This is a genomic window from Klebsiella sp. 7-CIP_Kleb., from assembly GCF_050378655.1.
Classification (GTDB): domain Bacteria; phylum Pseudomonadota; class Gammaproteobacteria; order Enterobacterales; family Enterobacteriaceae; genus Klebsiella; species Klebsiella quasipneumoniae.
In genome coordinates this window covers 711,103-733,961 of record NZ_JBNRLJ010000002.1, presented here as the reverse complement: position 1 = coordinate 733,961, position 22,859 = coordinate 711,103, and the positions used below count along the sequence as shown (strand labels likewise).

General features: G+C 62.2%; 21 protein-coding genes. 9 read left to right on the top strand and 12 right to left on the bottom strand.

Annotated elements, in window-relative coordinates; all coding sequences use genetic code 11:
- Positions 1–44 precede the first annotated feature (44 nt).
- Entirely contained in the window at positions 45–242 is a 198-nt protein-coding gene (locus ACQUTI_RS11170; protein ID WP_004885759.1) for a YbdD/YjiX family protein, read from the top strand.
- On the opposite strand, the gene ACQUTI_RS11165 is transcribed toward ACQUTI_RS11170, so the two are convergent.
- The 4 genes from ACQUTI_RS11165 to ACQUTI_RS11150 all read right to left on the bottom strand — a co-directional run bounded on the left by ACQUTI_RS11165 (position 239) and on the right by ACQUTI_RS11150 (position 2,993).
- Positions 239–643: a helix-turn-helix domain-containing protein gene (locus ACQUTI_RS11165; RefSeq protein WP_004885761.1), complete on the bottom strand. Its 405-nt coding sequence runs from the start codon at positions 641–643 to the stop codon at positions 239–241. The genes ACQUTI_RS11170 and ACQUTI_RS11165 overlap by 4 nt on opposite strands.
- Complete coding sequence (locus ACQUTI_RS11160) at positions 618–920, bottom strand: type II toxin-antitoxin system RelE family toxin (RefSeq protein ID WP_428923264.1); 303 nt, start codon at positions 918–920, stop codon at positions 618–620. The genes ACQUTI_RS11165 and ACQUTI_RS11160 overlap by 26 nt, the downstream gene beginning before the upstream one ends.
- Positions 921–1,103: 183 nt before the next feature.
- Complete coding sequence (locus tag ACQUTI_RS11155) at positions 1,104–1,847, bottom strand: SDR family NAD(P)-dependent oxidoreductase (protein WP_004885764.1); 744 nt, start codon at positions 1,845–1,847, stop codon at positions 1,104–1,106.
- A gap of 57 nt (positions 1,848–1,904) precedes the next feature.
- Positions 1,905–2,993, bottom strand: a complete 1,089-nt coding sequence (locus tag ACQUTI_RS11150; protein WP_428923263.1) for an oxidoreductase — start codon at positions 2,991–2,993, stop codon at positions 1,905–1,907.
- Between the two features lie 163 nt (positions 2,994–3,156).
- On the opposite strand from ACQUTI_RS11150, the gene ACQUTI_RS11145 reads away from it, so the two are divergent.
- The 4 genes from ACQUTI_RS11145 (at position 3,157) to ACQUTI_RS11130 (ending at position 8,109) form a co-directional block, all read left to right on the top strand.
- Positions 3,157–4,659: a sugar ABC transporter ATP-binding protein gene (locus ACQUTI_RS11145; RefSeq protein WP_428923262.1), complete on the top strand. Its 1,503-nt coding sequence runs from the start codon at positions 3,157–3,159 to the stop codon at positions 4,657–4,659.
- Positions 4,656–5,654 (top strand): ABC transporter permease, encoded by a 999-nt coding sequence (locus ACQUTI_RS11140; protein ID WP_004885781.1) that lies wholly within the window; start codon positions 4,656–4,658, stop codon positions 5,652–5,654. The genes ACQUTI_RS11145 and ACQUTI_RS11140 overlap by 4 nt, the downstream gene beginning before the upstream one ends.
- A gap of 20 nt (positions 5,655–5,674) precedes the next feature.
- Entirely contained in the window at positions 5,675–6,739 is a 1,065-nt protein-coding gene (locus ACQUTI_RS11135) for a sugar ABC transporter substrate-binding protein (protein WP_004885784.1), read from the top strand.
- A gap of 128 nt (positions 6,740–6,867) precedes the next feature.
- Positions 6,868–8,109 (top strand): LVIVD repeat-containing protein, encoded by a 1,242-nt coding sequence (locus ACQUTI_RS11130; protein WP_017899065.1) that lies wholly within the window; start codon positions 6,868–6,870, stop codon positions 8,107–8,109.
- A gap of 216 nt (positions 8,110–8,325) precedes the next feature.
- Here ACQUTI_RS11130 and mtnK read toward each other — a convergent pair whose 3' ends face one another.
- Positions 8,326–9,525 (bottom strand): S-methyl-5-thioribose kinase, encoded by a 1,200-nt coding sequence (gene mtnK, locus ACQUTI_RS11125; RefSeq protein WP_096833599.1) that lies wholly within the window; start codon positions 9,523–9,525, stop codon positions 8,326–8,328.
- 101 nt (positions 9,526–9,626) lie between these two features.
- Between mtnK and mtnA the strand changes: the two genes are divergently transcribed.
- Positions 9,627–10,655: an S-methyl-5-thioribose-1-phosphate isomerase gene (mtnA, locus tag ACQUTI_RS11120; protein ID WP_023319948.1), complete on the top strand. Its 1,029-nt coding sequence runs from the start codon at positions 9,627–9,629 to the stop codon at positions 10,653–10,655.
- Between the two features lie 54 nt (positions 10,656–10,709).
- On the opposite strand, the gene ACQUTI_RS11115 is transcribed toward mtnA, so the two are convergent.
- From ACQUTI_RS11115 to codB, 7 genes are all read right to left on the bottom strand, one after another.
- Positions 10,710–11,978, bottom strand: a complete 1,269-nt coding sequence (locus ACQUTI_RS11115; RefSeq protein ID WP_428923261.1) for a histidine phosphatase family protein — start codon at positions 11,976–11,978, stop codon at positions 10,710–10,712.
- Between the two features lie 26 nt (positions 11,979–12,004).
- A complete protein-coding gene (locus ACQUTI_RS11110; protein WP_023319949.1) occupies positions 12,005–13,363 on the bottom strand; it encodes an MFS transporter in 1,359 nt (452 codons plus the stop codon).
- A gap of 110 nt (positions 13,364–13,473) precedes the next feature.
- Positions 13,474–14,283 carry an inositol monophosphatase family protein gene (locus tag ACQUTI_RS11105; protein WP_017899069.1) on the bottom strand — a complete coding sequence of 270 codons (810 nt, stop codon included), beginning with the start codon at positions 14,281–14,283 and terminating at the stop codon, positions 13,474–13,476.
- 121 nt (positions 14,284–14,404) lie between these two features.
- Positions 14,405–15,355, bottom strand: a complete 951-nt coding sequence (locus ACQUTI_RS11100; RefSeq protein WP_072140537.1) for a LacI family DNA-binding transcriptional regulator — start codon at positions 15,353–15,355, stop codon at positions 14,405–14,407.
- Positions 15,356–15,500: 145 nt separating this feature from the next.
- Complete coding sequence (gene codA / locus ACQUTI_RS11095; RefSeq protein WP_032455710.1) at positions 15,501–16,739, bottom strand: cytosine deaminase; 1,239 nt, start codon at positions 16,737–16,739, stop codon at positions 15,501–15,503.
- A complete protein-coding gene (locus ACQUTI_RS11090; RefSeq protein ID WP_049093803.1) occupies positions 16,736–17,971 on the bottom strand; it encodes a PucR family transcriptional regulator in 1,236 nt (411 codons plus the stop codon). Before ACQUTI_RS11090 ends, codA begins: the two co-directional genes overlap by 4 nt.
- The gene (gene codB, locus ACQUTI_RS11085; protein WP_049093804.1) at positions 17,968–19,230 is read right to left on the bottom strand and encodes a cytosine permease; all 1,263 of its coding nucleotides are present in this window, start codon (positions 19,228–19,230) and stop codon (positions 17,968–17,970) included. The genes ACQUTI_RS11090 and codB overlap by 4 nt, the downstream gene beginning before the upstream one ends.
- Positions 19,231–19,683: 453 nt before the next feature.
- On the opposite strand from codB, the gene ACQUTI_RS11080 reads away from it, so the two are divergent.
- The 3 genes from ACQUTI_RS11080 to ACQUTI_RS11070 are packed head-to-tail and all read left to right on the top strand — an operon-like array spanning position 19,684 to position 22,826.
- Complete coding sequence (locus tag ACQUTI_RS11080) at positions 19,684–20,292, top strand: methylthioribulose 1-phosphate dehydratase (RefSeq protein WP_008805607.1); 609 nt, start codon at positions 19,684–19,686, stop codon at positions 20,290–20,292.
- 12 nt (positions 20,293–20,304) lie between these two features.
- On the top strand, positions 20,305–21,801 hold the full coding sequence (locus ACQUTI_RS11075; RefSeq protein WP_004885807.1) for an FGGY-family carbohydrate kinase: 1,497 nt from the start codon (positions 20,305–20,307) through the stop codon (positions 21,799–21,801).
- Positions 21,798–22,826, top strand: coding sequence for a 2-hydroxyacid dehydrogenase (locus ACQUTI_RS11070; protein ID WP_017899075.1), 1,029 nt, complete (start codon positions 21,798–21,800; stop codon positions 22,824–22,826). The genes ACQUTI_RS11075 and ACQUTI_RS11070 overlap by 4 nt, the downstream gene beginning before the upstream one ends.
- The last annotated feature ends 33 nt before the right edge of the window (positions 22,827–22,859 follow it).

Sequence of the window (22,859 nt, the reverse complement as noted above, 5' to 3'; positions counted from 1 at the left end):
TTTGGCAGAGGCTCGGGGTGAGGGAAACAAAAGAGAAATGACTTATGTTTGACACCCTTTCCAAAGCAGGTAAGTACCTGGGCCAGGCCGCCAAAATGATGATCGGCGTGCCGGATTACGACAACTACGTCGAGCACATGCGCGTCAACCATCCGGATCAGACGCCAATGACCTGGGAAGAATTTTTCCGCGAACGCCAGGACGCTCGCTACGGCGGCAAGGGCGGGGCAAAGTGCTGTTAACCCTCTTTCGGCAGATAGAGGCTGATCTGCTCCTGCTTACAGCCGTAGAGCGCCGCCAGCTTTTCGCGGGTGCGCTTCTGCGGCCGGGAGTCCAGCGCTTCCAGCTGTGACACGGCGGACTGGCTGATGCCCAGTTTGTCGGCCACCTCCTGCTGGGATAACCCACGCAGGATACGCCACGCGGCCTGCAGGCTGACGTTCTCGCTATGCATGATGTCGCACACTTCACCCGGTAAACCTACGTTATCGTAGATATCTGATTCGTAAGGGATGTCTTCCCAGTCGTTTTCATCATCGTCATCATACTCAAGCATGGCTAAACGCATGCGAAAATATTCACCGTAGGGAATGACAACATACTGTTTTTTTCCTTCTTCATCCTTGATGAACTGAATAGTCATATTCCGTATGCTCCTCATGAAGGTAGGTGGTGGTTGTCCGGCGTTTTACCGCCACTACGTAACAGGTATCACCCGGCGGGTCTCCGAAGGTGTAAATGACCCTGTAATCACCTAATCGCAACCTGTAGTGGTTTTCGGGAGAAGATAATTTCTTGATATCCGCGACAGGTGATGTTTTATCATCCATCTTCTCCAGCCTGAATTTAATGCGGTTATGATATCGCGTATCGATTTTAGAAAATTGCTTCTCTGCTATTTTTGACCAGACAATCTTCATCCGTACCTCCACTGTACGCCCACACAGAATATAAGGAAATAATAAGACTATTAGATAAATTCCGAATTTCTAATGGGTTACTGTAGAGCGGAGAAAAACCGGGAGAAAGCGGCAAAACGGGAACCGTCGAGGGTGCTCGGGAAGGCCTCTGCCGGACGACAGAGGCTTGCAGGAAATGTGCGATCAGGCGTTCAAACCACCGTCCACATCGAGACCGGTGCCGGAGATCTGCCCGGCGGCCGGGCTGGCGAGGAAGGTGACCGCCGCGGCGATGTCTTCCGGCTGGCCGTAGTGGCCTAACGCAATAAGTTGACGCTGAGCATCGGCCTGCTCGCCGTCTTCCGGGTTCATATCGCTGTTGGTCGGACCGGGATGGACGAGGTTAACGGTGATACCGCGGGGGCCTAAATCGCGCGCCAGGCCGCGGGTCAGGGAGTTGAGAGCGGACTTGGTCATTGAGTAAACCGCGATGCCCGGCTGCGCCACGCGGTTAGCCAGACAGCTGCCGATGTTGATGATGCGGCCGCCGTCGGACATATGCACCAGCGCCTCCTGGATAGCGATAACCACCCCACGAATATTGACGTTAATAAGCGCGTCAATGTCCGCCAGCGTCATGGACTCCAGCGGGCCGCCGCGCGCGATCCCGGCGTTGTTGACCAGAATATCCAGCCCGCCGAGGGACCGCGCCGCATGGGTCACAGCATCCTGTATCGCCTGCGCGCTGGCGCTGTCGGCCTGCACCGCTTCACCGTGCCTACCCAGCGCCTTTATTTCCTCGGCGACCGCCTGGGCTTTATCGGCCGATTTTTCATACGTTATAACCACATCGGCGCCTGCGCGCGCCAGCGACAGCGCGATAGCGCGCCCCAATCCACGGCTGGCGCCGGTAACCAGCGCCTTCTTACCTGTTAAATCGATCTGCATGATGACCTCGTTGCGAGAGTGGTGAGCATCATCATTAGGTATAGACGGTCGGGGTGATTAACGGCTGAAGTATTCCACCTTCTCAAACGCCGCGAGCAGAACCCCAGGGGTTAAGGTCACCGGTAAATAATGAATCGACTCGCCCGGGCGCAGGGTATGGGCAATGACCCGGTCAAGCTCTGCGCGGTTATTGATATCAACCTCCAGCGCCGCCAGCGTCGCCGGCAGGTTAAAGCGCTGCCAGGCCTGCACCAGCTGCGCCAATACCTCATCCTGACCGAGCAGGGCGCTTTGCACCAGAATGCCGTAGGCCACCTTGGTGCCATGGAGGAATTTATCCGTCTGCGGCAGCACCGTCAGCCCGTTGTGCACCGCATGGGCGGCGGCGACCCGGGTGTAGCGTTCCCCCAGCCCGCCAACCATCCCGCCGCCGGCGATAACTGCATCCACCACATCGCGAAACGCCTGGGTCAGCTCGCCGCGGCGCTGGTCCGCCAGCGCCGTTTCGCTGCTGTCCAGCAGCACGTCGCGGATCGCCAGCGCGCCGTTAATCCCCAGCCGCACGGTGAGCGGCAGAGCCTCCGGCTGCGGCGCCAGTACCACGGCCTCATACCATTTGGCTAAGGTGTCGCCAATGCCCGCCAGCAGGTACTCCGCCGGGGCGTTGAGAATGATGCGCGGCTCGACCAGCACCAGGAAATTCGCGTCATCGAACATCTCAAAATTCAGCGCCTGTCCGGCGTCGCTGTACCACACCGACAGCGGCGTCCACGCCGCGCAGGTGGCGGCGATGGTCGGGATGGCCACCAGCGGAACCCCCAGGCGGCGGGCCAGCACTTTTGCGCTGTCGAGCAGCGCGCCGCCGCCGACGCCAATCACTACCGCTCGATCGTCACCTGAGGCCTGCACCAGCCCCGCCACGTCGCGTTCGCTGCAGTGGCCGGTAAAGCGGATCTTTTTCGCTTCCGGCAAGTGGAAGGCCGCCGGCAGAAAAGGCTCGGCGCCGGCCAGGGCGCGCTCGCCATAGACCCACACCGCCCGCGACAACTGGTCGGCGTTAAAAAAATCGCTCAGCCGCTCAAGGCTGCCAGAATGGGAGAAATAGTTGGCCGGGCCGGGCACGACGCGGATATCGCTGTTGCTCATGGGTGCTGTCCTTATTGGTGTTGGGCTAACCTGATGTTATGTCTGGACATCCAGATGGCTAATATTATTTCGTTGTATCTTATGCTTTTTACGCAGTTGTCAGCCAGCGGCGGCTATGAAAAATTCGTTAAATCAGAAGATTAATTGCCGCACGGGAGCAGTGATGAGCGCGAATCGCCTTGAGATGCATAACATTAGCCTGGCCTTCTCCGGCTTTCAGGCGCTGAACAAGGTGGCCTTCACCCTTTATGGCGGGTCGGTGCATGCCCTGACCGGCGCCAACGGCGCGGGTAAGTCGACGCTGATGGCCGTGTTGTGCGGCACCCACGCCCACTATGAAGGCGAGGTGACGATCAACAACCAGCCGGTCACCATTCGTTCGCCGCGGGATGCCAAACAGCTGGGGATCCACCTGGTGCAGCAGGAGGTGGACGTGGCGCTGGTGCCGGGCCTGAGCATTGCCGAAAACATCATGCTGGACAGGCTGGCTGATCCGGGGACGACCTTCCGCTGGGCGCGGGTTCGGCAGCTGGCGCGCGAGGCGCTGGCGCAGCTGGACGTGGCGCTGGACGTCAGGCGCTCTATTGATAGCTGCACCCTTGCTGAAAAACAGCAGATCCTGCTGGCCCGCGCCCTGTCGCACCATTGCCGCTTTTTGATTCTGGATGAACCCACCGCGCCGCTGGATCAGCATGAAAGCGAACGCCTGTTTGCGGTGGTGCGCCGTCTGCAGCAGCAGGGGATCGGGGTGGTGTTTATTTCGCACCGTATTCACGAGCTGAAGGCGATCTGCGACACCCTGACGGTGCTGCGTGACGGGCGGTTGATTGAGAGCGGCCCGATGGCGCCGCTGAGCGGAGAACAGATTGTCGAAAAGATGCTGGGCCACGAGCTGAGCGATATCTTCCCGCCGCCGCGACCGCCGCACGGTGAAGAAGTGCTGCTGCAGGTAGAAGGGCTGCACGATGAGGCGCTGCTGCAGGATATCTCGCTGCGCCTGCGCAAGGGGGAAATTCTTGGTATCGCTGGGCTGGCCGGCGCGGGCAAAACTGAGCTGTGCAAAGCGCTGTTCGGCGCCAGCAAAAGCCGGGTACAGCGCGGCGAGCTGAACGGCCAGCCGTGGCGGCCGCGCGATCCGGCCGATTCGGTAGGGCGCGGCCTGGCGCTGGTCCCGGAGGAGCGGCGCAAAGAGGGCATTTTCATCGAAGAGCCGATCGCGATGAACCTGGCGGTCAGCGCCGATAACCACTTTTCGCGCTGGAGCCTGTTCGGCCATCGGCAGGCCTGGCGCTGGGCGGAGGAGGTGATTGCCCGCCTCGGCGTGCGCGCCACCGGTCCCGGTCAGGCGCTGCGCCGTCTTTCCGGCGGCAATCAGCAGAAGGTGGCCATTGGCAAATGGCTGCGCAGTCATGCCAATGTTTTGATTTTTGACGAACCGACCAAAGGGGTCGATGTGAAAGCGAAAACCGATCTGTTCATGCTGATCGATGGTCTGGCGCGGGAAGGCAAAGGGGTGATTTATGCCTCGGGTGAATTCGCCGAGCTGGTCGGTTTATGCGACCGCATCTGCGTACTGTGGGACGGACGGATCGTGGCGGAGATCCCCGGCGCGGAAGCCCGGGAAGAGACACTGCTTTATTATTCAACCGGAGGAGCGGCAGCGTGAGCAAGGCCCTGGCAGTGAACGCGACGGTATCGGGCCGTCAGCGATTTTTTGATTTTCTCTATAAGTGGGGCATGTTGCTGACCGTGGTGCTGCTGGTGGCGGTCTTTGGCCTCGCCTCGGACAATTTCCTTGACCCGTTCAACATCATCAACATTCTGCGCTCGATTGCCATCGTGACGGTGATTGCCATTGGGGTGTCGATTTCCCTCACCATCGGCGGCTTCGATCTGTCCGTCGGATCGACGGCATCGCTGGCCAACGCTCTGGTGATCTCCCTGTTCGTCTGGCATGGCCTGGGGACCACCGAAGCAATCCTGATCACCCTCGTGCTCTGCACTCTGGTAGGGCTGTTTAACGCCTTTCTGATCGTGGTGCTGCGCATCCCCGACATGCTCGCCACCCTCGCCAGCCTGTTTGTGATTCAGGGGGTGGCGATGACCTACAGCTACGGCGGGTCGATTACCGAAAACATGGTGCTGCCGAGCGGCGAGATGGCGGAAGGCACCATCCCGGCGGCGTTTGGCGCGCTGGGCCAGGTGCCGACTATCGTCATCATCATGCTGGTGGTAACGCTGGTCGCCCAGCTGGCGCTGTCGTTCACCACCCACGGCCGGCGGATGTACGCCATCGGCGGCAACCCGGAGGCGGCGCGGCTCTCCGGCCTGCGGATCACGCGTTATAAAGTGGCGGCGTATGTGATTGCTTCGCTGCTGGCCGGGCTGGGCGGCATTCTGCTGGCCTCGCGCATCGGATCCTCGCAGGTTAATGCCGGCGGCGGCTATCTGATGGACGCGGTGGCGGCGGCCTGGATCGGCTTTTCGCTGGCCGGTTCCGGGAAACCGAACGCCCTGGGGACGCTGGTGGGGGCGGTGATCCTCGGCGTGCTCTCCAACGGCCTGGTGATGCTCTCGGTGCCGTATTACGCGATGGACATTATTAAAGGGCTGGTACTGGCTGGCGCGCTGGCACTGACCTATTTTCAGCGCCGTACTTAACATTTTACAGGGTAAACCGCATGAAAAAGATCGCACTCTCTCTCATTACGCTGGGTCTGCTGCAGTCGACGGCGGCGCTGGCCACCGCCCCGACGCCGGTGCCGGCGGCCATTGCCGAACACAACGGCCCGATCCGCATTGCCGTGATCCGCAACCTGGGGTCTGACGATAACACCACCCAGTTTGTCGCCGGGGCGCTGCAGGAAGGCAAAAAGCTCGGTTTCAAAATCAGCACCTTCCTGAGCAACGGCGATGACGCCAAGTTCCAGGACTTCGTCAACCAGGCGATCAGCCAGAAATATGACGGCATTATTCTCTCCCAGGGGCGTGACCCCTATTCGACGGCCCTGGTGAAGAAGGCGGTGGACGCCGGGATTAAAGTGGCGGTGTTCGATACTGCAGTGAGCGGTGAGATCCCGGGAGTGACGGTCAGCCAGCAGGATGACGCCTCACTGACCGAGCTCTCCTTTGGCCAGCTGGTGAAAGACTTCAACGGCAAGGCCAACATCGTCAAGCTGTGGGTGGCGGGCTTCCCGCCGATGGAGCGCCGTCAGGCGGCTTACCAGACACTGCTGAAGCAAAATCCGGGAATTAAAGAGCTGGAGTCGATCGGCGCCGTTTCATCCGATGTGCAGGGCGACACCGCTAACAAGGTGGGGGCGATCCTCGCCAAGTATCCGAAAGGGAAAATCGACGCTATCTGGGGCACCTGGGATGCCTTTAGCCAGGGGGCCTATAAAGCGCTGAAAGAGAACGGCCGCACCGAGATCAAACTCTACAGCATTGATATTTCCAACCAGGATCTGCAGCTGATGCGCGAAGCTGGCAGCCCGTGGAAAGTGAGCGTGGCGGTGGATCCGAAGCTTATCGGCGCGACCAACGTGCGGCTGATCGCTAATAAGATTGCCGGCGAGCCGACGCCAGCCACCTACGACTTCAAGGCGGCGGCTATCCCGCAGGCGCTGCTGGCGGCCCAGCCGGGGGCGGTGAACGTGGCCTCGCTGGGGAAAATCATTCCGGGCTGGGGCCAGACGGAAGACTTTATCGCCCCGTGGTTCGCGACGCTGGAAGCGAAAAACAAATAAAACGAAGCCGGATGGCGGTGGGGCGGTCTGGTGCCCTCACCCCGGCCCTCTCCCGCAGGGAGAGGGGGAACACCAACTGCACCCGTAGGCCCGGTAAGCGTAGCGCCACCGGGCGTAAGGAATCCACTATGTCAGCATTACCTTCCCCCGAATACAGCCGCAATATGCGGCTGATTGGCCATAGCGACCAGGGCGGTCGTCCGGACGGCGTGCAACTGATGGTGCACCGCGGATTCGCCTATATCGGCCATATGGTGTCGCAGGGTTTTTCCGTGGTCGATGTTCGCGATCCGACCCGGCCCACTACGGTCAACTATATTGCCGCGCCCTCGGGCACCTGGAACGTGCACCTCCAGGCGCATGACGATCTGCTGCTGGTGATCAACGCCCGGGACCTGTTTGCCGACGCCCGTTTTGCTGATGAGAAGGTGTACTACACCCGATCGGTGGGTGACACAGTCAGCGATGTGCAGGACAAAGGCTGGAGCGCCGGGCTGCGCGTGTTTGATATCTCCACGCCGGATAAGCCGCGTGAAATTGGCTTTCTGTCGCTTAATGGCATCGGTATTCACCGCATCTGGTACGTCGGCGGCCGCTGGGCGTACGTGTCCGCGCTTATCGACGGTTTTACCGACTACATCTTCCTGACCATCGATCTGGCCGATCCGCGTAAACCGCAGGTTGCCGGGCGCTGGTGGCTGCCGGGGATGCACCAGGCAGGCGGCGAAACACCGGACTGGCCGCAGGGCAAACGCTATGCGCTGCACCACGCCATTATTGCCGGGGATACCGCCTACGGCAGCTGGCGCGACGGCGGCCTGACGCTGCTGGACGTCAAAGACAGAACCCAGCCGACGCTGATTAGCCATCGCAACTGGAGCCCGCCGTTCGGCGGCGGAACGCATACCGCGCTGCCGCTGCCGGATCGCGATCTGCTGGTGGTGCTGGATGAAGCGGTGCTCGACAACCAGGAGGACGGCGAGAAGCTGATCTGGCTGTTTGATATCCGCGAGCCGGCGAACCCGGTGAGTATCTCGACTTTCCCACAGCCGGATGAAATCGACTATGTGGCGAAAGGGGCGCATTTTGGCCCGCACAATCTGCATGAGAACCGGCCGGGGAGCTTTGTCAGCTCAACGCTTATCTTCGCCACGTATCAGAATGCCGGCGTGCGGGCGTACGACATTTCTAATCCTTATCGCCCGGTGGAGACCGGGGCGCTGGTGCCGGCTGCTCCTGAGAGAATGATGGATACCCGTCCCGGCCGCCCGCGGGTAATTCAGTCCTGCGATGTGTTTGTCGATGCCCAGGGAATTATCTACAGCACCGATTACAACGGCGGGCTGTCGGTGATTGAGTATCTGGGGTGAGGGCAAGGTCAACGCAAAATTGTGCCCGCATTTCTGCCGGGTGGCGGCTTTCGCCTTACCCGGCCTACGAAAGACTGCAACATCAAACCGTTATGCGGTTATCTGTAGGCCCGCGCAAGCGCAGCGCCGCCGGGCAATCCCAGAAAATTGCACTTTTTTAGGGCTTGCTCCCTCTCCCTGTGGGAGAGGGCCGGGGTGAGGGAAAACAGGCCGCACTCAGCTGTACTGGCGCACCCGCGCCAGCAGCTCGTCGACGCTGTCGATACGCTCGGCCAGCACGATCAGCGCTCTGCCGAGGGTAATGGCGTGGCGCAGGCACTCATGACGCATGGCGTCGTCCTGGATAGTGTCGATATCCGCGACGTGCGACAGTCCGACGCTGCGGCGGATCAGTTCGCTGCCGCAGAAGCCGACCGCGTCCGCCCACACCTTTTTCAGAAAGGCGGAGGCATAGCCGGGGTAAGCCAGCGCCGCCTCGCGGGTTTTCTCCGCCGCCAGCGCCTGGAAGCGCTCGGCAAAGGTGGTCCACAGTTGGTGGATGTCGTTCAGCCGCTGCTCGCGCGCGGCGGCGGCATCGCGAATGCCGAGCTGGCCCGGCAGGCCGCAGTAGTTCAGCAGCAGGTTGCCGATGGCGGTGCCGATATCGAAGCCGATGGGGCCGAAGTAGCCGAACTCGGCGTCGATGGCCTTCAGGCTGCCTTCGGCAACGAAGATCGACCCGCTGTGGATATCGCCGTGCAGCAGCGCTTCCGCATGGGCAAAGAAACGGTGCTTCAGCGCCGCCACCGCCAGCTTAAGCTGGGCGTCGTCGCGCAGGGCGGCGACATCGGCCTCCAGCTCCGCCGGGTAGTTATTGCGCTCGTGGATCTGATACGGGTCGTTAAAGAACAGATCCTCGGTGATCTCGCACATCGCCGGGTTAATAAACTGCGCTACCTGCGCTTTTTTCTCGTGGGGATGAAGATAGAAATCGCTGGTGTGAAACAGCACCTGCGCCAGATAGTCGCCAAGCTGGCGGGCCGCCTGAGGGTAGTAGACGTTAGCGATAAGCTCCCCGCGCCAGATGCGGTGGTCGGAAAGATCTTCCATCACCATCACCGCCAGCTCGGGATCAAAGTGATGGATTTTTACCGTGTGCTGCGGGCTGTGCTGATAGTGGGCGACCAGGGTCTGCGCTTCGAGACGGGCGCGGTCGAGGGTCAGCGGCCAGGATTCGCCGACGCAGCGCACGTAGGGCAGGGCCTGTTTGACGATCGCCCGGCTGACGCCCTGGCGATCGAACACTTTAAACACCAGATTGAGGTTGCCATCGCCCACTTCCTGCGCGCTGACCAGCTCAGATGGGTTGTCGATGCCGGCGAACTGCTGCGCGTAAGCCACGGCGTCATGGGCGGTGAAGGTATGGTATTGCGACATTGCCTCGATCCTCGAATTCTGATTAAGCCGTTCAGACGTCTATACTTCTGGATTCCATCCTGACACAATGTGATACAACAACGCAACAGGGATTTAACGACATGCAGACATTACAGACCACCAGCCTGCGGGTGAGTGAAAATCAGCTTTTTATTCTCGACCAGCAGGCCTTGCCGCAGGAAAAACGCTGGCTGGCGGCGGATAACGTTGCGCTGCTGGTGGACCATATTCACGCCCTGCGGGTGCGCGGCGCGCCGTTGATTGGCCTGTCCGCCAGCCTGCTGCTGGCCCTGCTGGCCCAGCGCGGCCTGAGCCGGGATGAACTCCAGCAGGCGCTGGAGACGCTGCGCGCGGCGCGGCCGACGGCGGTCAACCTGATGAATAATCTGGATCGCATGAAGCAGGCGCTGGCCCGGGAGGATTATCCGCAGGCGCTGGAAGCGGAAGCCTTGCGTCTGGTCGAAGAAGATAAACAGCTGTGCGACCGCATCGCTGAGGCGGGCAGTGCGCTGGTGAAGCCCGACAGTCGATTGCTGACCCACTGCAACACCGGTGGCCTGGCGACCGCCGGGGTAGGTACCGCCCTGGGGGTCATTGCGCTGGCGCATCAGCAGGGAAAAGTGGCCAGCGTGTGGGTCGATGAAACCCGGCCGCTGCTGCAGGGCGGTCGTTTAACCGCCTGGGAGCTGGGCGAGCTGGGCGTGCCCTATCAGCTGATCGCCGATTCAATGGCCGCCAGCCTGATGGCGCAAGGGAAGGTGGATGCGGTGTGGGTCGGCGCCGACCGCATCGCCGCCAACGGCGACGTGGCGAATAAAATCGGCACCTATTCCCTGGCGGTATTGGCCCATTACCACCAGATCCCGTTTTACGTCGCTGCGCCGCAGACGACCCTCGACCGCCATTGCCCGAACGGGGCGGCCATTCCCATTGAGCAGCGCGCCGCGGCCGAAGTGACCGGAGTGGCGGGCAGCTTTGGCGCGGTACAGTGGGCGCCGACCGGGGCCGCCGTGTACAATCCGGCGTTCGATGTCACGCCTGCTGGGCTGATAAGCGGCTGGGTGCTGGACAGCGGGGTGGTCACCCCGGCGCAGGTCTCCGCCGGGGCGTTTGCGCCGGATAACGGATAACGGACTCCGTGCCGGGCCTGGAAAAAACGGCTTTCCCGGGCCCGGCAAACGCCGCTACGGCAGGACCATCGCTACCGTCGGGGCGGAGGGCCGATCGATACGCTGACCCAGCGCGGTGATGGCCGCCTGGAAGGGGCACAGCGTACCGACGTCGGTCTGACGGCAGCCCGGCTGACGCCACTCCTGACGCAGCATCGGGTGCTGCGCGTCCGGCGTCTGCAGACGACGCAGGTCGTCGAGGCCTTGCGCCTGGAAATAGACCCGCAGATAGCGTTCCCCGCTCTTCGCGTCGCGCCAGCGCTCCAGCACCAGGCTACTGCCCGGCGGGATATTCCCCCGGCTGTAGCCCGGCAGCTGCCAGCTAAAGTTCATCAGCGTGCGCACCATGGCGATGTTGGTGTCATGCGCCACCAGCAGCAGCCAGCGTACGTTCGGTCTCGCCTCTGGTTTGACGCCGTCGAGCATGGCGTTGAGCAGCACCGACCCGCGTTTTTGCGCGGTATACAGCACGTCGTTACTCAGATCGTAGTTTTCCGTTAACAGCGGCAGCAGGGCCGTGATCTGACTGGCCTGGGCGATCTTGCCCCACGCCAGCTGGCTGAGAGGCAGGTTTTCACTCCAGCCGAGACGCAGCGTTTCCACCATATTGGCCATCACGCTCAGTCCGCTAATAGTGGTCTTCCCGCTTTTGCTCTGCTCGACCTGCCATGGGGTATCGAAGATCGGGCAGGGCTTATCGGCCTGGCAAACCGCCTGTTTCAATAGCTGGATAGTCGGCGCCAGCGCCTGCCGACGCTGCGCCAGATCCCCGGCCTTCTCTTTCACCGCCGCTAGCTGGCGGGCGGGGTCGGTTTGCGTGGCGGCGAACTTGTCGGTCTGAAACAGCGGATCGGCATCCCCGTTGACGTAATGGATAGCGACGCCACAGCCGGGGAAGGCGCCATCCACCAGCGCCTGGGCGGTCGCCCGCGTCCGCTGCAGCGGGCTGGCGCGCACGTAAATCGACTCCGCCGTCGGGCATCCCGCCTGCAGCAGGCCAAGCTGGCGATAGTGCTGGCCTTCCTCACGCCCTTTGTTGACCACGGCGGCATAGCCATGACCGGTGAGCTCGCCGTCATGGGTGGTCCACTCGGTCCATGGGCGTCCGGTGGCGGCCTCGATGGCTTCCCGGTTGCCGGCCGTCGGCGGACGAATGCCGTGGCGGCTAAGCTCCACCACTTTCTCCAGCTGCCAGTCTGCGGCGGCGGCTGATTGCAGCGCCAGCAGCGGCAGCGCGCAGGCGATAAACAGGCGTAACAGCCCCTGATGTCTTGCAGGCATCATATCTTCTTCCTTAATTCGTTAATCGGTTATGAGGAGAACGAGGTCTGCCGTTCGACGGCATGGCGCCGGGCGACGATGGCGGCAGTGGTAAAACAGAGTAGCGCGGAACCCAGACCGGTACCCACCCAGAACAGCGCCAACGTGCTGAAATCATACAGCGTTTTGCCGTTCTCAAGGATAGCTGTTTTATCAATAATGATCCCGGTGAGAAACTCGCCCAGGCCGGCGCCGGCGTAGCTGGCGATGCCGATGGTGCCGAGCGCGGCCCCCGCCGCTTTGCGCGAGGAGATATCGACGGCGATCAGCCCGCCGAGGAAGCAGGTCAGAGCGCCAATGGTGGCCCCGAAGATAATCATCGCCAGAATATCAGTGTAATAATTGTGCGGCGACCAGAGCATCAGGGCGAAGCCGGCGGTGTTCAGCAGGCTGATAAACCCGGCCATCACGCTGCGGTTGCGCGGGAAAAAGCGGTCGGAGAGCATGCCGGCAATGATGGTCCCGGCGATGCCGGCGATGGCGTTGACGCCGATAATCCCGGATGCCTCCAGCGTGGAATAGGCTTTATCCTGCTCGAGGAAGAAGATCCCCCAGGAGTTAACGGCGTAGCGGTCGATGTACATAAAGGCGGAGGCGAGGGCGAGGGTCCACAGCGCCGGGTTGCGCAGCGCCAGCAGCTGGTTTTTAAACACAGAGCCGCGGGCTTCGACCTCCTCCTGCGGTTCATCGCGGATGACGTTGATGGACGGGAAGCCGCTGCTCTGCGGCGAATCGTGCATGAACAGCACCAGCAGCACCACGCCTGCGGCGCCGAGCGCGGCGGTGGACAGGTAGCCCATCTGCCAGCCAAACCCGGCGATCACCGCGGCGATCACCATATAGGTGACGGCCTCGCCGATATTATGTGCCGTCGACCAGATGCCATAGAAGGTGCCGCGCTCTTTAACGCCGTACCAGCGCGCCAGCGAGACCGCGCAGGGGCCGACGCCCATCGACTGCGCCCAGCCGTTGATCCCCCAGAAGATGGCCAGCAGCAGGGCGTTGGTGGTCATCCCCATCATCAGGTTCATCCCGGCGCTGAGCAATAAACCGAGGCTCATATAGCGCACCACGTTGGCGTGATCGGCGATAAAGCCATTGACCAGCTTGCCGATGGCGTAGCTGAAGAACAGAGTGGAGCCGATCATGCCGAGCTCCGTCGGGGTGATCCCCAACTCCACCAGCGCGCTTTTGGCGACGGTGAAGGATAACCGGCAGACGTAAAAGGTGACGTAGGCCAGGGTCATGGCGATAAAGGTTTGCCAGCGCACCCGGCGAAAACGCTGTTCATCAAACGCGGCGCCCGCTTTCGGCGGCGACGCCCGGAAAAAAGCGATAATTCCAGACATAGGTGGTTCTCCGCAGGTCGGAGGCCTGACTGATTGATGTGGTTCGTCCGTGAATGAAGTTATCGTTACTGTGTAGAGTACATAATCAGAAATAGCCTGACCCGTAAGGGTTAATGTAATGGTTGTGGGATCATCTTTTTCAGCTGCGGGTAGAGCGTTGAGCTGGCCAGCAGCAGCGGGTTGCCGCGCTGGATCCCCTCCTGCGCCAGAAAATCGTTGCTGGCGCCGCCCGCTTCGCGCATCAGCACCAGCCCCGGCAGGGCGTCCCACGGGTTCATGTGCGGCTCGTAGTAGCCAATCAACCGGCCTGCCGCCGCCCAGGCGCTCATCAGCGCGCCGGAGCCGTTGCGGATAAACATGCCCCCGTCGCTGAGCAGCGCCTGCAGAAACGGCAGAAAGTCCGCCGGGGTGACGCGATGCGAGGTGCCGACGCCCATCACTCCCTCCCTGACCGTCGCCGCGGGGTGCGGACGGATCGGGGCGTCATTGAGCCAGGCGCCATGACCCCGCAGGGCGTGAAACAGCTCGCGATGGTTGGGGTCGTAGACCACGCCGATGACCGGTTCGCCGTCGGCGACGATCGCCAGCGACAGGCACCAGGTGTGCAGGCCGTTGAGGAAACAGCTGGTGCCATCGATGGGGTCGACCACCCACAGCACTTGCGCGTCGGGCAGGCGGGCGCCGCTCTCTTCGCCGAGAAAGCCATCCTCCGGAAACGCGCTCTGAATACGCTGTTTCACAAAGGCCTCCACCCGCTTATCGGCCACGCTGACCACGTCCTGCAGGTCGTCGCCTTTATGGTCGACGGTCAGCGCTTCGCGTTGCTGATAGTATTCAAACGCCAGCTCAGCCCCTGCTTTCGCCAGCTCGCAGGCCAGGCGGTAGCGGGCCTGTAGCGCTTCTGATTCCTGAGATTGCATATTGACTCCCTATTTTGCACACGTGTGCATTTTACGTGAAAAAAACAGCCCCGAAGGGCCGAATGAGTGTGGCCGGGTTTCGCAGAAGATTCTGTGATCGCTCCAGCATAAAATGATTTTTTCATTTCGCACTTTGACGAATAATTAATTTCACCGGCACTTCGCGATGGCGCGAGGGCAGGCTGAAGCGGGCGATCCGCGTCATTAACAGATCCACCGCGTGGTGGGCCAGCAGGGCGGTATTCTGCTGAACGGTGGTAAGCTGGTAGGGTTGCCAGTCCGCCTGCGGGATATCGTCAAAGCCGACGATGGCCGGCAGCGGGGCAGCGGCGTCCCGCAGGCCGTCCTGGGCGCCCAGCGCCAGCATATCGGTAGCGCAAAACAGCGCTTGCACCCCGGGGTTTTCAGCAACGAATTCTCTGGCAGCCTGGTAGCCAGCCTGATAGCCGCCGCCGTCGCAGAAGCGGCTGGTCACCGTCATGCCCGACGTCTGCGCGATGAAAGCGTCATAACGCTGGCGGGTGCTGAAGTTCTCGCGATTTTCGCCTATAAAGCCAACCTGCCGCCAGCCTCGACGACTGAACAAGCCCGCCACCAGCTTCGCCCCCTGGGCGTTATCGCTGCACACCCGGTCGCAGCCGGCGAGATCCGCATGACGGTTGATCAGGGTGACGGGGATCTTGCGCGCCAGATACTCTTCCGCCAGCGACAGCGGCGGCGCGCCGGAAGTGATGATCACCCCGGCGACGTGGTAGCTCAGCAGCTGCTTAAGCGAAGGGGCGAGCTGCTGCGGATCGTCAGCGTTCATCAGCAGCGGCATAAAGCCGTTGAGCGCCAGCTGATGGACCAGCGGCGCCAGCAGTTTGCTGCGAAACGGGTTGTCGAAACCGGCGGTGACGATGCCGATAAAATTACTGCTGCCGGTGATCATCGTCCGGGCGATGATATTCACCTGATAGCCCAGAGCTTCCGCGGCGTTCAGCACCTTCTGCCGGGTCTTCTCCGACACCGAGGCGCCGGGGGTGAAGGTGCGGGAGACCGCCGAGCGCGAGACCCCGGCCAGTCTGGCCACGTCCTCGGCCTTAATCCATTTTTTATCGCTCATCGTCGTTTCGCGCCGTCTGTTTTCCAGGAAGCCGACGCCCGGACGGGCGTCGGTCACGCACACTGCCTGAAAAGGTATCACAGAAAGGCGCCGACGCGCAGCGCCTTGCGCCTTATGCCGGATAGCGGATGTGCTCCACCTCACGCTGCAAAATCACCTTGCCGTGGCGAATGGAGGTCAGCACCCGCGCCTGGCGGCGGACGGCCTCGTAGTCGTTTTCCGCATCGAGGATCAACAGGTTAGCCGGGCGGCCTTCGGCGAGGCCGTAGTTATCGCCCAGACAAAGCGCCCGGGCGCTGTTGTCGGTGACGAAGTCGAGACAGCGCTGCAGATCGTCATAGCCGAGCATATGGCAGATGTGCAGTCCGGCATCCAGAATGCGCAGGATATTGCCATTCCCCAGCGGATACCACGGATCCTGAATCGAGTCCTGAGCAAAGCAGACGTTGATGCCGGCGCGATCCAGCTCCGCCACCCGGGTGACGCCGCGCCGTTTCGGCCAGCTGTCAAACCGGCCCTGCAGATGAATGCTTTCGGTCGGGCAGGAGATAAAGTTGATCCCCGAGGCTTTCAGCAGGCGAAACAGCTTCGAACAGTAGGCGTTGTCATAAGAGCCCATCGCGCAGGTGTGGCTGGCGGTGACCTGCGCCCCCATACCGCGCACCCGGGCCTCTTCCGCCAGCACTTCGAGGAAACGCGACTGCGGATCGTCGATTTCATCGCAGTGGACATCCACCAGGCGGCCGTAGCGCTGGGCGAGGTCCATCAAAAACATCACCGAGCTGACCCCTTTGTCGCGGGTATTCTCATAGTGCGGAATGCCGCCCACCACGTCGGCGCCCATCTCGATGGCGCGCGTCATCAGCTCCCGGCCGTTGGGATACGATTCGATCCCCTCCTGCGGAAAGGCGACAATCTGCAGATCGATGAGATCGGCGGCCTCTTGTTTCACCGCCAGCAGCGCCTGCAGGGCCGCCAGCGACGGGTCGGTGACATCCACATGGGTCCGGACGTGCTGAACGCCAAAATCGCGCAGCATGCCGATGGTTTTCAGCGCCCGCTGGCGGGTGTCCTCCGGGGTAATGCTCGCTTTGCGCTGGCTCCAGCGGGTGATGCCTTCAAACAGGGTGCCGCTGCGGTTCCACTCCGGCTCGCCCGCGGTTAGGGTGGCGTCAAGATGGATATGCGGCTCGACGAAGGGCGGGATCGCCAGCCGACCCTGGGCGTCGATATCCCCGGTGTCGGCGGTCCGCATCGCGGTTTGGGCGGTCATGCCGCGAATGATGCCGTCCTGCAGCTCAAGGGTAAACAGCGCCTCCTGGCGGCGCAGGCGGGCGTTAACAATTTTCATGGTTGGTCCTGTAAATGGTTTTGCGATAAACGCCAGATCACCAGCGCGACCGAGGCGTTGAGATGAAACTGAGGGTGGCTGACCGGGTAGCCGGTCAGTTTTTCAATACGCTGGATGCGCTGATGCAGGGTGTTGCGATGGAGACCCAGCCGGTCGGCGGCTCGCACAACGTTGCCGTTCTCCTGCAGCAGCGTCTCGAGGGTCTCCAGCAGCAGCCACGGCGCTTTACGGCCCGGCTCGATCAGGCAGCCCAGGGTGTCGTGCATAAAATCGTTGAGCAGCGCCGGGTCGCTGACCGCGGACAGCAGTTTGATAAACCCCAACTGCTGATAGTCGCTGATGCGCTGGGTCGGCCGCAGGGTTTCGCACAGATCCAGCGCCTGGCGCGCCTGCGACAACGCCCGCGGGTAGCCCTGCAGCTGCCTGACCGGTGCCGAGAGGCCGCAGAGCAGTGACAAACGCTCTTCCCCCTCCGCCAGCGTCTGCAGCCACTGCTGCAGCCACTTTTTCTGCTGAAAGTCTTCCCCCTCCTCATCCGGCAACAGGAAAAGGAACATGTTGCTGCGTTCCAGAAGCGGGAAGGGGTTGCCCTGCTGGTTGAGCTGCTGCTGCAGCTGCTGGCGCACGCTGCGGTGGGCCTGCTGCAGCCAGGCTTCGGCCTGTTCGGGCGGGAACTGGCGAAACAGGCGGGACAGCCCCTCCAGGCGCAGCGCCGCCAGCCGCAGCGGGCGGGTAAAATCGAGCTGCTGGTGGAGGGCGCGCTGGTGAAGCATCTGCAGGTCCGGATAGTCGCCGGTGACCAGCTGCATCAGGATGTCGCGCTGCGACTGCAGGGCGTTTTCGCTGCGGACCAGCGCGGTGCCGACCCGCTCGGTGACAATCACCATCTTCAGCAGGTAGGGCTGCTCGATCAGCGGAATGCCCAGCTCGTCGGCGAGGGCGATCAGCGTGGCGGGAATGGCGTGGATATAGGCCTCGCCGGTGAGGATCACCATCCCGGCGATGCCGCGCTGTTTGCCCTCCATCAGCAGCTGGATCAGGTTGGCTTCATCCCGGGGATGGTTGATGCCGGTGATAAAGACCAGCTCGCCGCCCATGATCCACTCGGCGATATGCTCATTTTCCGCCACGTAGTACCAGCGTACCGCCCGCTGCAGCCCTTGCTTTCCCGCCCGCAAACGCAGGGCGGAGAGTCCCTCAAGGGCCAGCAGTTCGCTGACCGTCAGGCTCATGGCTCTTGCTCCGCGACGGCGGCAGGCTGACGTTTGCTGACCATGGTCAGGGCGATATAGACCAGCGCGGAGACGGTGATCCCCACCAGCGGCGCGATCCACGGTGACAGATAAGCCACCACCGCGCCGGCGGCGTAGGCGCCGAGTCCCGGCCAGTTAAAACGCGGCAGGCAGGCGTTCTGCAGCAGGGGATAGCGCCCGCCGCGGGCGAACCAGTAGTCGGCGAGAATCACCCCGCCGATGGGCGGGATAATGCTGCCCAGCAGCACAAGGAACGGGATCAGCATTTCGTACATTCCGCCAATGGCCAGCACAATGCCCACCCCGGCGGCGGCGAGGGTCAGCGTGCGGCGGCGTTCGCTGCGCAGCAGATGGCAGGCGGCGGCGGAGACGTTATAGATGGTGGGGCCCTGGATGGTCAGCAGGTTGAGACACAGCATGATCACCGCGGCGACTGATAGCCCCTGCAGGATCAGCACTTCGACGATATCGGCCTGTTGATAAACGATGGCGCACCAGGCGCCGGCGACGATCATCAGCCCGTTGCCGATGAGGAAGCTGCCCATGCTGGCGAGAATGGCGGTCCGGCTGGAGTTGGCCAGCCGGGTCCAGTTTGTCGCCTGGGTGGCGCCGCTGGCGAAAGTGCCAAAGACCATGGTGATGGCCGCCGACCAGGTCATGGTGTCGCTCGGCGCAATGCGGGTCATCGCCTGCCAGCCGCCGGCGTGGTGCAGCGCCAGATACATGGAGACCACCAGCAGCACGAACATCAGCGGCACCGACAGGCGCGACAGCGCGTCCAGCCCCTTGTAGCCCACCAGCGCGGTGACGCAGAACAGAATGCCAAACAGCACCATCAGCGGCTGGGTCAGCGCCTCGGGCAGGGCGAGGATCTTCACCAGCGAGATAGCGACCGTGGCGGTCCCCCAGGCGTACCAGCCCAGCTCGGCAAAGCCAAGGATAAAATCGGCCAGCTTGCTGCCGATCTCCCCGAAGCAGAACCGGCCCATCAGCACCGTATTCAGGCCGCTGCGCGCGGCAATCCAGCCCAGCGATGCGGCATAGAGAGCCAGCAAGGCGTTGCCGATGACGGCTATCCACAGCAGATTAACGATGGAAAAGGAGACGCCGAGTTTGCCGCCGGCAAACATCGTGCCGGTGAAAAAGGTAAAGCTGAATAACACCATGGCGATGGAAAATACGCCTTTGCGTCCGGCGGTGGGCGCTTCGACGAGGGGAAAATCATTGCTGTTTGACATCCTGGAACCTCTGGCTGGGTTAGATGGGCGGTGATAGCCGGAAGTAGCAAGAGATGTGCCAGGAAAAACCGGGCATGAGGAATAGCGCATAGTGTGCAATGTGCACGGTTATTGAGGGGTTCAGGAGGAGTAATGCCATTTTAGTGTGCACCCTGCCATGTTTTGCACCAGTCCGGGGCAGAGGAGGGCGGCGACGGCATGCCTGGCGCAGAAGGAGAATTTCAGCCAGCACAATCCGCCAGCGTTGTGGCGCCAGGCAGCAGGGGATCGTAGCGGATTCACTGCGGTTGGTTAAATTGCTGTGAATAAAGGTTATTTAATATGCATTTATGATATAACCATTTGTCTTATGTGTGTTTCCTGAAATATTGTTCCCTCCGGTTAGCGGTGTTAGTATCGGATAAATAGCCATTTAGACGGCTAAACAAATCATCGCTAACCTAAGGAACTGCTATGTGGCAAGAAAGACTCGCGCAACTGGTCACCACCTGTCATTGGATCGGCGCGAAAGGCTGGGCGCCGGCGACCGGCGGCAATATGTCGGTGCGTCAGGATGATACCTGGTGCTGGCTAAGCGAGTCGGGCCGCGATAAAGGCAGCCTGACGACCGAGGATTTTCTGCAGGTGGAGATCGCCACCAATCAGGCCCCTTCCGGACGGAAACCGTCGGCGGAGACCGGCCTGCACACCCTGGTCTACCGCCTGTTCCCAGAGGCCAACGTGGTGCTGCATGTGCATACCGTCAATGCCACCGTGCTGTCGCGCATCGAAAAAAGCGACACGCTGGCGCTGCAGGGGTATGAAATGCAGAAAACCCTCAGCGGGCAGCACAGCCATCTCGATACCGTTCCGGTCGCCATCTTCGATAACGATCAGGATATTGACGCCCTGGCGGCGCGGATTGCCGATTATGCGCAAACCCGCCCGCTGCGTTACGGCTTTCTGCTGCGCGGACATGGCCTGACCTGCTGGGGGAAAGATATTCAGGAGGCCCGCCGGCAACTGGAGGGGCTGGAGTTCCTGTTCGAGTGCGAGCTGATGCGCCGCCGCTACGAGCCCTGAACCGGAGCAGGTATGGATTTTTATCTTGGTATCGATATCGGCACCTCCCGGGTGAAAGCGGTGCTGTTTGATCAGCATTTCACCGCGCGCGCCAGCGCTGCGGAAAACACCTCCCCCCGCCTGTCGGCCAATGGCTACGCGGAACAGGATATGACCCAGCTGTGGCATTCGGTGCTGGCTATTCTGCGCCAGATTGCCCGCCACCCGGCGCTGCAGGAGGGGCGGCTGCGGGCCATCGGCCTCGCCGGGCAAGGGGAGGGGGTCTGGCTCAGCGATGCGCAGGGCGAACCGGTGGGGCCGGGGATCCTGTGGAGCGATACCCGCAGCCACGAGCTGATGAGCGAACTGCTGCGCCGGCCCGGTTTTGACCGCCGCTATTTCGCCGATACCGGCACCCACCTGCAGCCCTGCAATACCAGCCTGCAGCTGTACTGGCTGAAACAGTATCAGCCGGAGCGGCTGGCGGCCGCGCGCTATCTGTTTTTCGCCAAGGACTGGATCCGCTTTCGCCTGACCGGCGTGGCGGCGCTGGAGCTGACGGACGCCAGCAGCTCATTACTCAATCAGCAGAGCGGCAGCTGGTCCTCGGTGGTGATGAACGAGATGGGGCTGGACGAACTGCTGCCGCTGTTTCCCCCTCTGCTGGCCCCGGACGCTCCGGCCGGTACGCTGAGCGACGCGGTGGCGGCGCTGACCGGACTGCCCGCCGCGACGCCAGTGGCCGCCGGGGCGCTGGATGTCTGTAGCGCCGCGCTGGGCTGCGGCGCGGTCAACGAAGGGGATATCTACACGATCCTCGGCACCACCTGCTGTACCGGAATCGTTTGCCGCGGTCCGCAGACGGTGAACGAGGCGACGCGCTTCGTCACTCACACCGAAGCCGGGCAGGTGATCTCGCTGTTTCCGATGCAGGCCGGTACGCCAAACATTGACTGGCTGCAGCAGCATATTTCGCTGGACGCCGATCTGGGTCGGCTGGAGCAGGCGATCGCGGAGGTGGAGCCAGGCAGCGGCGGCGTCTTCTGGCAGCCGTATCTCAATGGCGAACGCGCGCCGTTTTACAGCCCTGACGCGCGGGCCGGCTTTATCGGCATTAGCCCGCATACCACCCGCGCCGAACTACAGCGCGCGGTGTTTGAAGGCCTGGCCTTCGCCATTGTCGATGCGCTGCAGGGTTATCCCCAGGGCGGCGAGCTGTATCTGACCGGCGGCGGCGCAGCCTCGGCCACCTGGCTGCAGATTATCGCCGACTGTACCGGGCGCACGGTGGTCTCCAGCGCCTTTAATGAACTAAGCGCGCGCGGTGCGGCGATTCTGGCGGCCCGCAGCGTCGCGGCGCTGGCCGAGACGCCTCCGCTGGCGCAGACCCGCTATCAGCCGCGCCCTCAGGCGCATGCCCGCTACGCGGCGCTGTATCCCGTTTATCGCCTGCTGCGTGAGCAGATGCTGCCGGTATGGCAGGCCAGGCAGGCCGCTCTTCAACGTCTTTCTCAGGAAGTACAACCATGAAAATCGTTTTTACCGCCGAGCATGCTGGCGACCTTAGCGCCTTCCACCAGCTGGGCGAGCTGCTGGTGGAGGGGTGGGCGCTGGGCAAACCGAAACTCAGCGCCGGTCAGCTGATTGAGCTGGCCCACGACGCTGAGGTGCTGGTGACCAGCTATGATGAGGTGACGGATGCGGTGATGGCCGCCTGTCCGCGCCTGCAGGTTATCGCCTGTACCCGCGCGAATCCGGTGAATATTGATACCCAGGCCGCGCAGGCGCGCGGCATCCGGGTACTCTACACCCCGGGGCGCAATGCCGATGCCGCCGCGGAGCTGACGCTTGGCCTGATGCTCAGCCTGGCGCGCCATATTCCGCAATCCCATGCGGCGCTGAAGCGGGGGGAATTCACGCAGGCTGACAATGCCGCCGCCGCCACCCAGCAGGGGCTGCGCCGGGATGTGGTCTGGGACGTGAGTCCGGAAAGCCCCTATGAAGTGTTTAAGGGCAGTGAACTGCGCAATAAAACGCTGGGCCTGGTGGGGTATGGCAACATTGGCCGCCGGGTGGCGCGTATCGCCCGGGCGTTCGGTATGGCGGTGCGGGTGGTGGATCCGTTCGTCGCCGCAGAGGATATCAATGAGCCAGGGCTACAGAAAACCACCCTGCAGGCGCTGTTCCGTGAGGCGGATATCGTCAGCCTGCATCTGAGCAGCGGGCCGCACAGCGACGGGCTGGTGAATGCGGCGCTGCTAAACAGCATGAAGCCTGGCGCGCTGCTGATCAATACCTCCCGCGCGGCGGTGGTCGACGAAGCGGCTCTGATTGAGGCTCTGCGTCACGGCCCGTTGGGCGGCGCGGCGCTGGACGTGTATCATCGCGAACCGCTGTGGCGCGATCACCCTTTTGTCACCGAGTTCGATAACGTGATTATCACGCCGCATATCGCCGGGGCCACCCGGGAGAGTATCGCCAAACACACGGCGATGATCGCTGCCGATCTTCAGCGCTATGTCGCCGGGGAGCCGCTGCTGTACCAGTGGCGTTAAGCCGCTTGCGCCGCCGCGTCCTGCAGCGGCGTG

Excerpts from the sequence above, each read along its gene's own strand:
- ACQUTI_RS11090 (WP_049093803.1), bottom strand. The coding sequence starts at position 17,971 with ATGAGCCTGACGGTCAGCGAACTGCTGGCCCTTGAGGGACTCTCCGCC.
- ACQUTI_RS11110 (WP_023319949.1), bottom strand. The coding sequence starts at position 13,363 with ATGTCTGGAATTATCGCTTTTTTCCGGGCGTCGCCGCCGAAAGCGGGC.
- mtnK (WP_096833599.1), bottom strand. The coding sequence starts at position 9,525 with ATGTCGCAATACCATACCTTCACCGCCCATGACGCCGTGGCTTACGCG.
- mtnA (WP_023319948.1), top strand. The coding sequence starts at position 9,627 with ATGCAGACATTACAGACCACCAGCCTGCGGGTGAGTGAAAATCAGCTT.
- ACQUTI_RS11150 (WP_428923263.1), bottom strand. The coding sequence starts at position 2,993 with ATGAGCAACAGCGATATCCGCGTCGTGCCCGGCCCGGCCAACTATTTC.
- ACQUTI_RS11145 (WP_428923262.1), top strand. The coding sequence starts at position 3,157 with ATGAGCGCGAATCGCCTTGAGATGCATAACATTAGCCTGGCCTTCTCC.
- ACQUTI_RS11165 (WP_004885761.1), bottom strand. The coding sequence starts at position 643 with ATGACTATTCAGTTCATCAAGGATGAAGAAGGAAAAAAACAGTATGTT.
- ACQUTI_RS11135 (WP_004885784.1), top strand. The coding sequence starts at position 5,675 with ATGAAAAAGATCGCACTCTCTCTCATTACGCTGGGTCTGCTGCAGTCG.
- ACQUTI_RS11075 (WP_004885807.1), top strand. The coding sequence starts at position 20,305 with ATGGATTTTTATCTTGGTATCGATATCGGCACCTCCCGGGTGAAAGCG.
- ACQUTI_RS11115 (WP_428923261.1), bottom strand. The coding sequence starts at position 11,978 with ATGATGCCTGCAAGACATCAGGGGCTGTTACGCCTGTTTATCGCCTGC.
- ACQUTI_RS11070 (WP_017899075.1), top strand. The coding sequence starts at position 21,798 with ATGAAAATCGTTTTTACCGCCGAGCATGCTGGCGACCTTAGCGCCTTC.
- codA (WP_032455710.1), bottom strand. The coding sequence starts at position 16,739 with ATGAAAATTGTTAACGCCCGCCTGCGCCGCCAGGAGGCGCTGTTTACC.
- ACQUTI_RS11170 (WP_004885759.1), top strand. The coding sequence starts at position 45 with ATGTTTGACACCCTTTCCAAAGCAGGTAAGTACCTGGGCCAGGCCGCC.
- ACQUTI_RS11105 (WP_017899069.1), bottom strand. The coding sequence starts at position 14,283 with ATGCAATCTCAGGAATCAGAAGCGCTACAGGCCCGCTACCGCCTGGCC.
- codB (WP_049093804.1), bottom strand. The coding sequence starts at position 19,230 with ATGTCAAACAGCAATGATTTTCCCCTCGTCGAAGCGCCCACCGCCGGA.
- ACQUTI_RS11080 (WP_008805607.1), top strand. The coding sequence starts at position 19,684 with ATGTGGCAAGAAAGACTCGCGCAACTGGTCACCACCTGTCATTGGATC.
- ACQUTI_RS11155 (WP_004885764.1), bottom strand. The coding sequence starts at position 1,847 with ATGCAGATCGATTTAACAGGTAAGAAGGCGCTGGTTACCGGCGCCAGC.
- ACQUTI_RS11160 (WP_428923264.1), bottom strand. The coding sequence starts at position 920 with ATGAAGATTGTCTGGTCAAAAATAGCAGAGAAGCAATTTTCTAAAATC.
- ACQUTI_RS11130 (WP_017899065.1), top strand. The coding sequence starts at position 6,868 with ATGTCAGCATTACCTTCCCCCGAATACAGCCGCAATATGCGGCTGATT.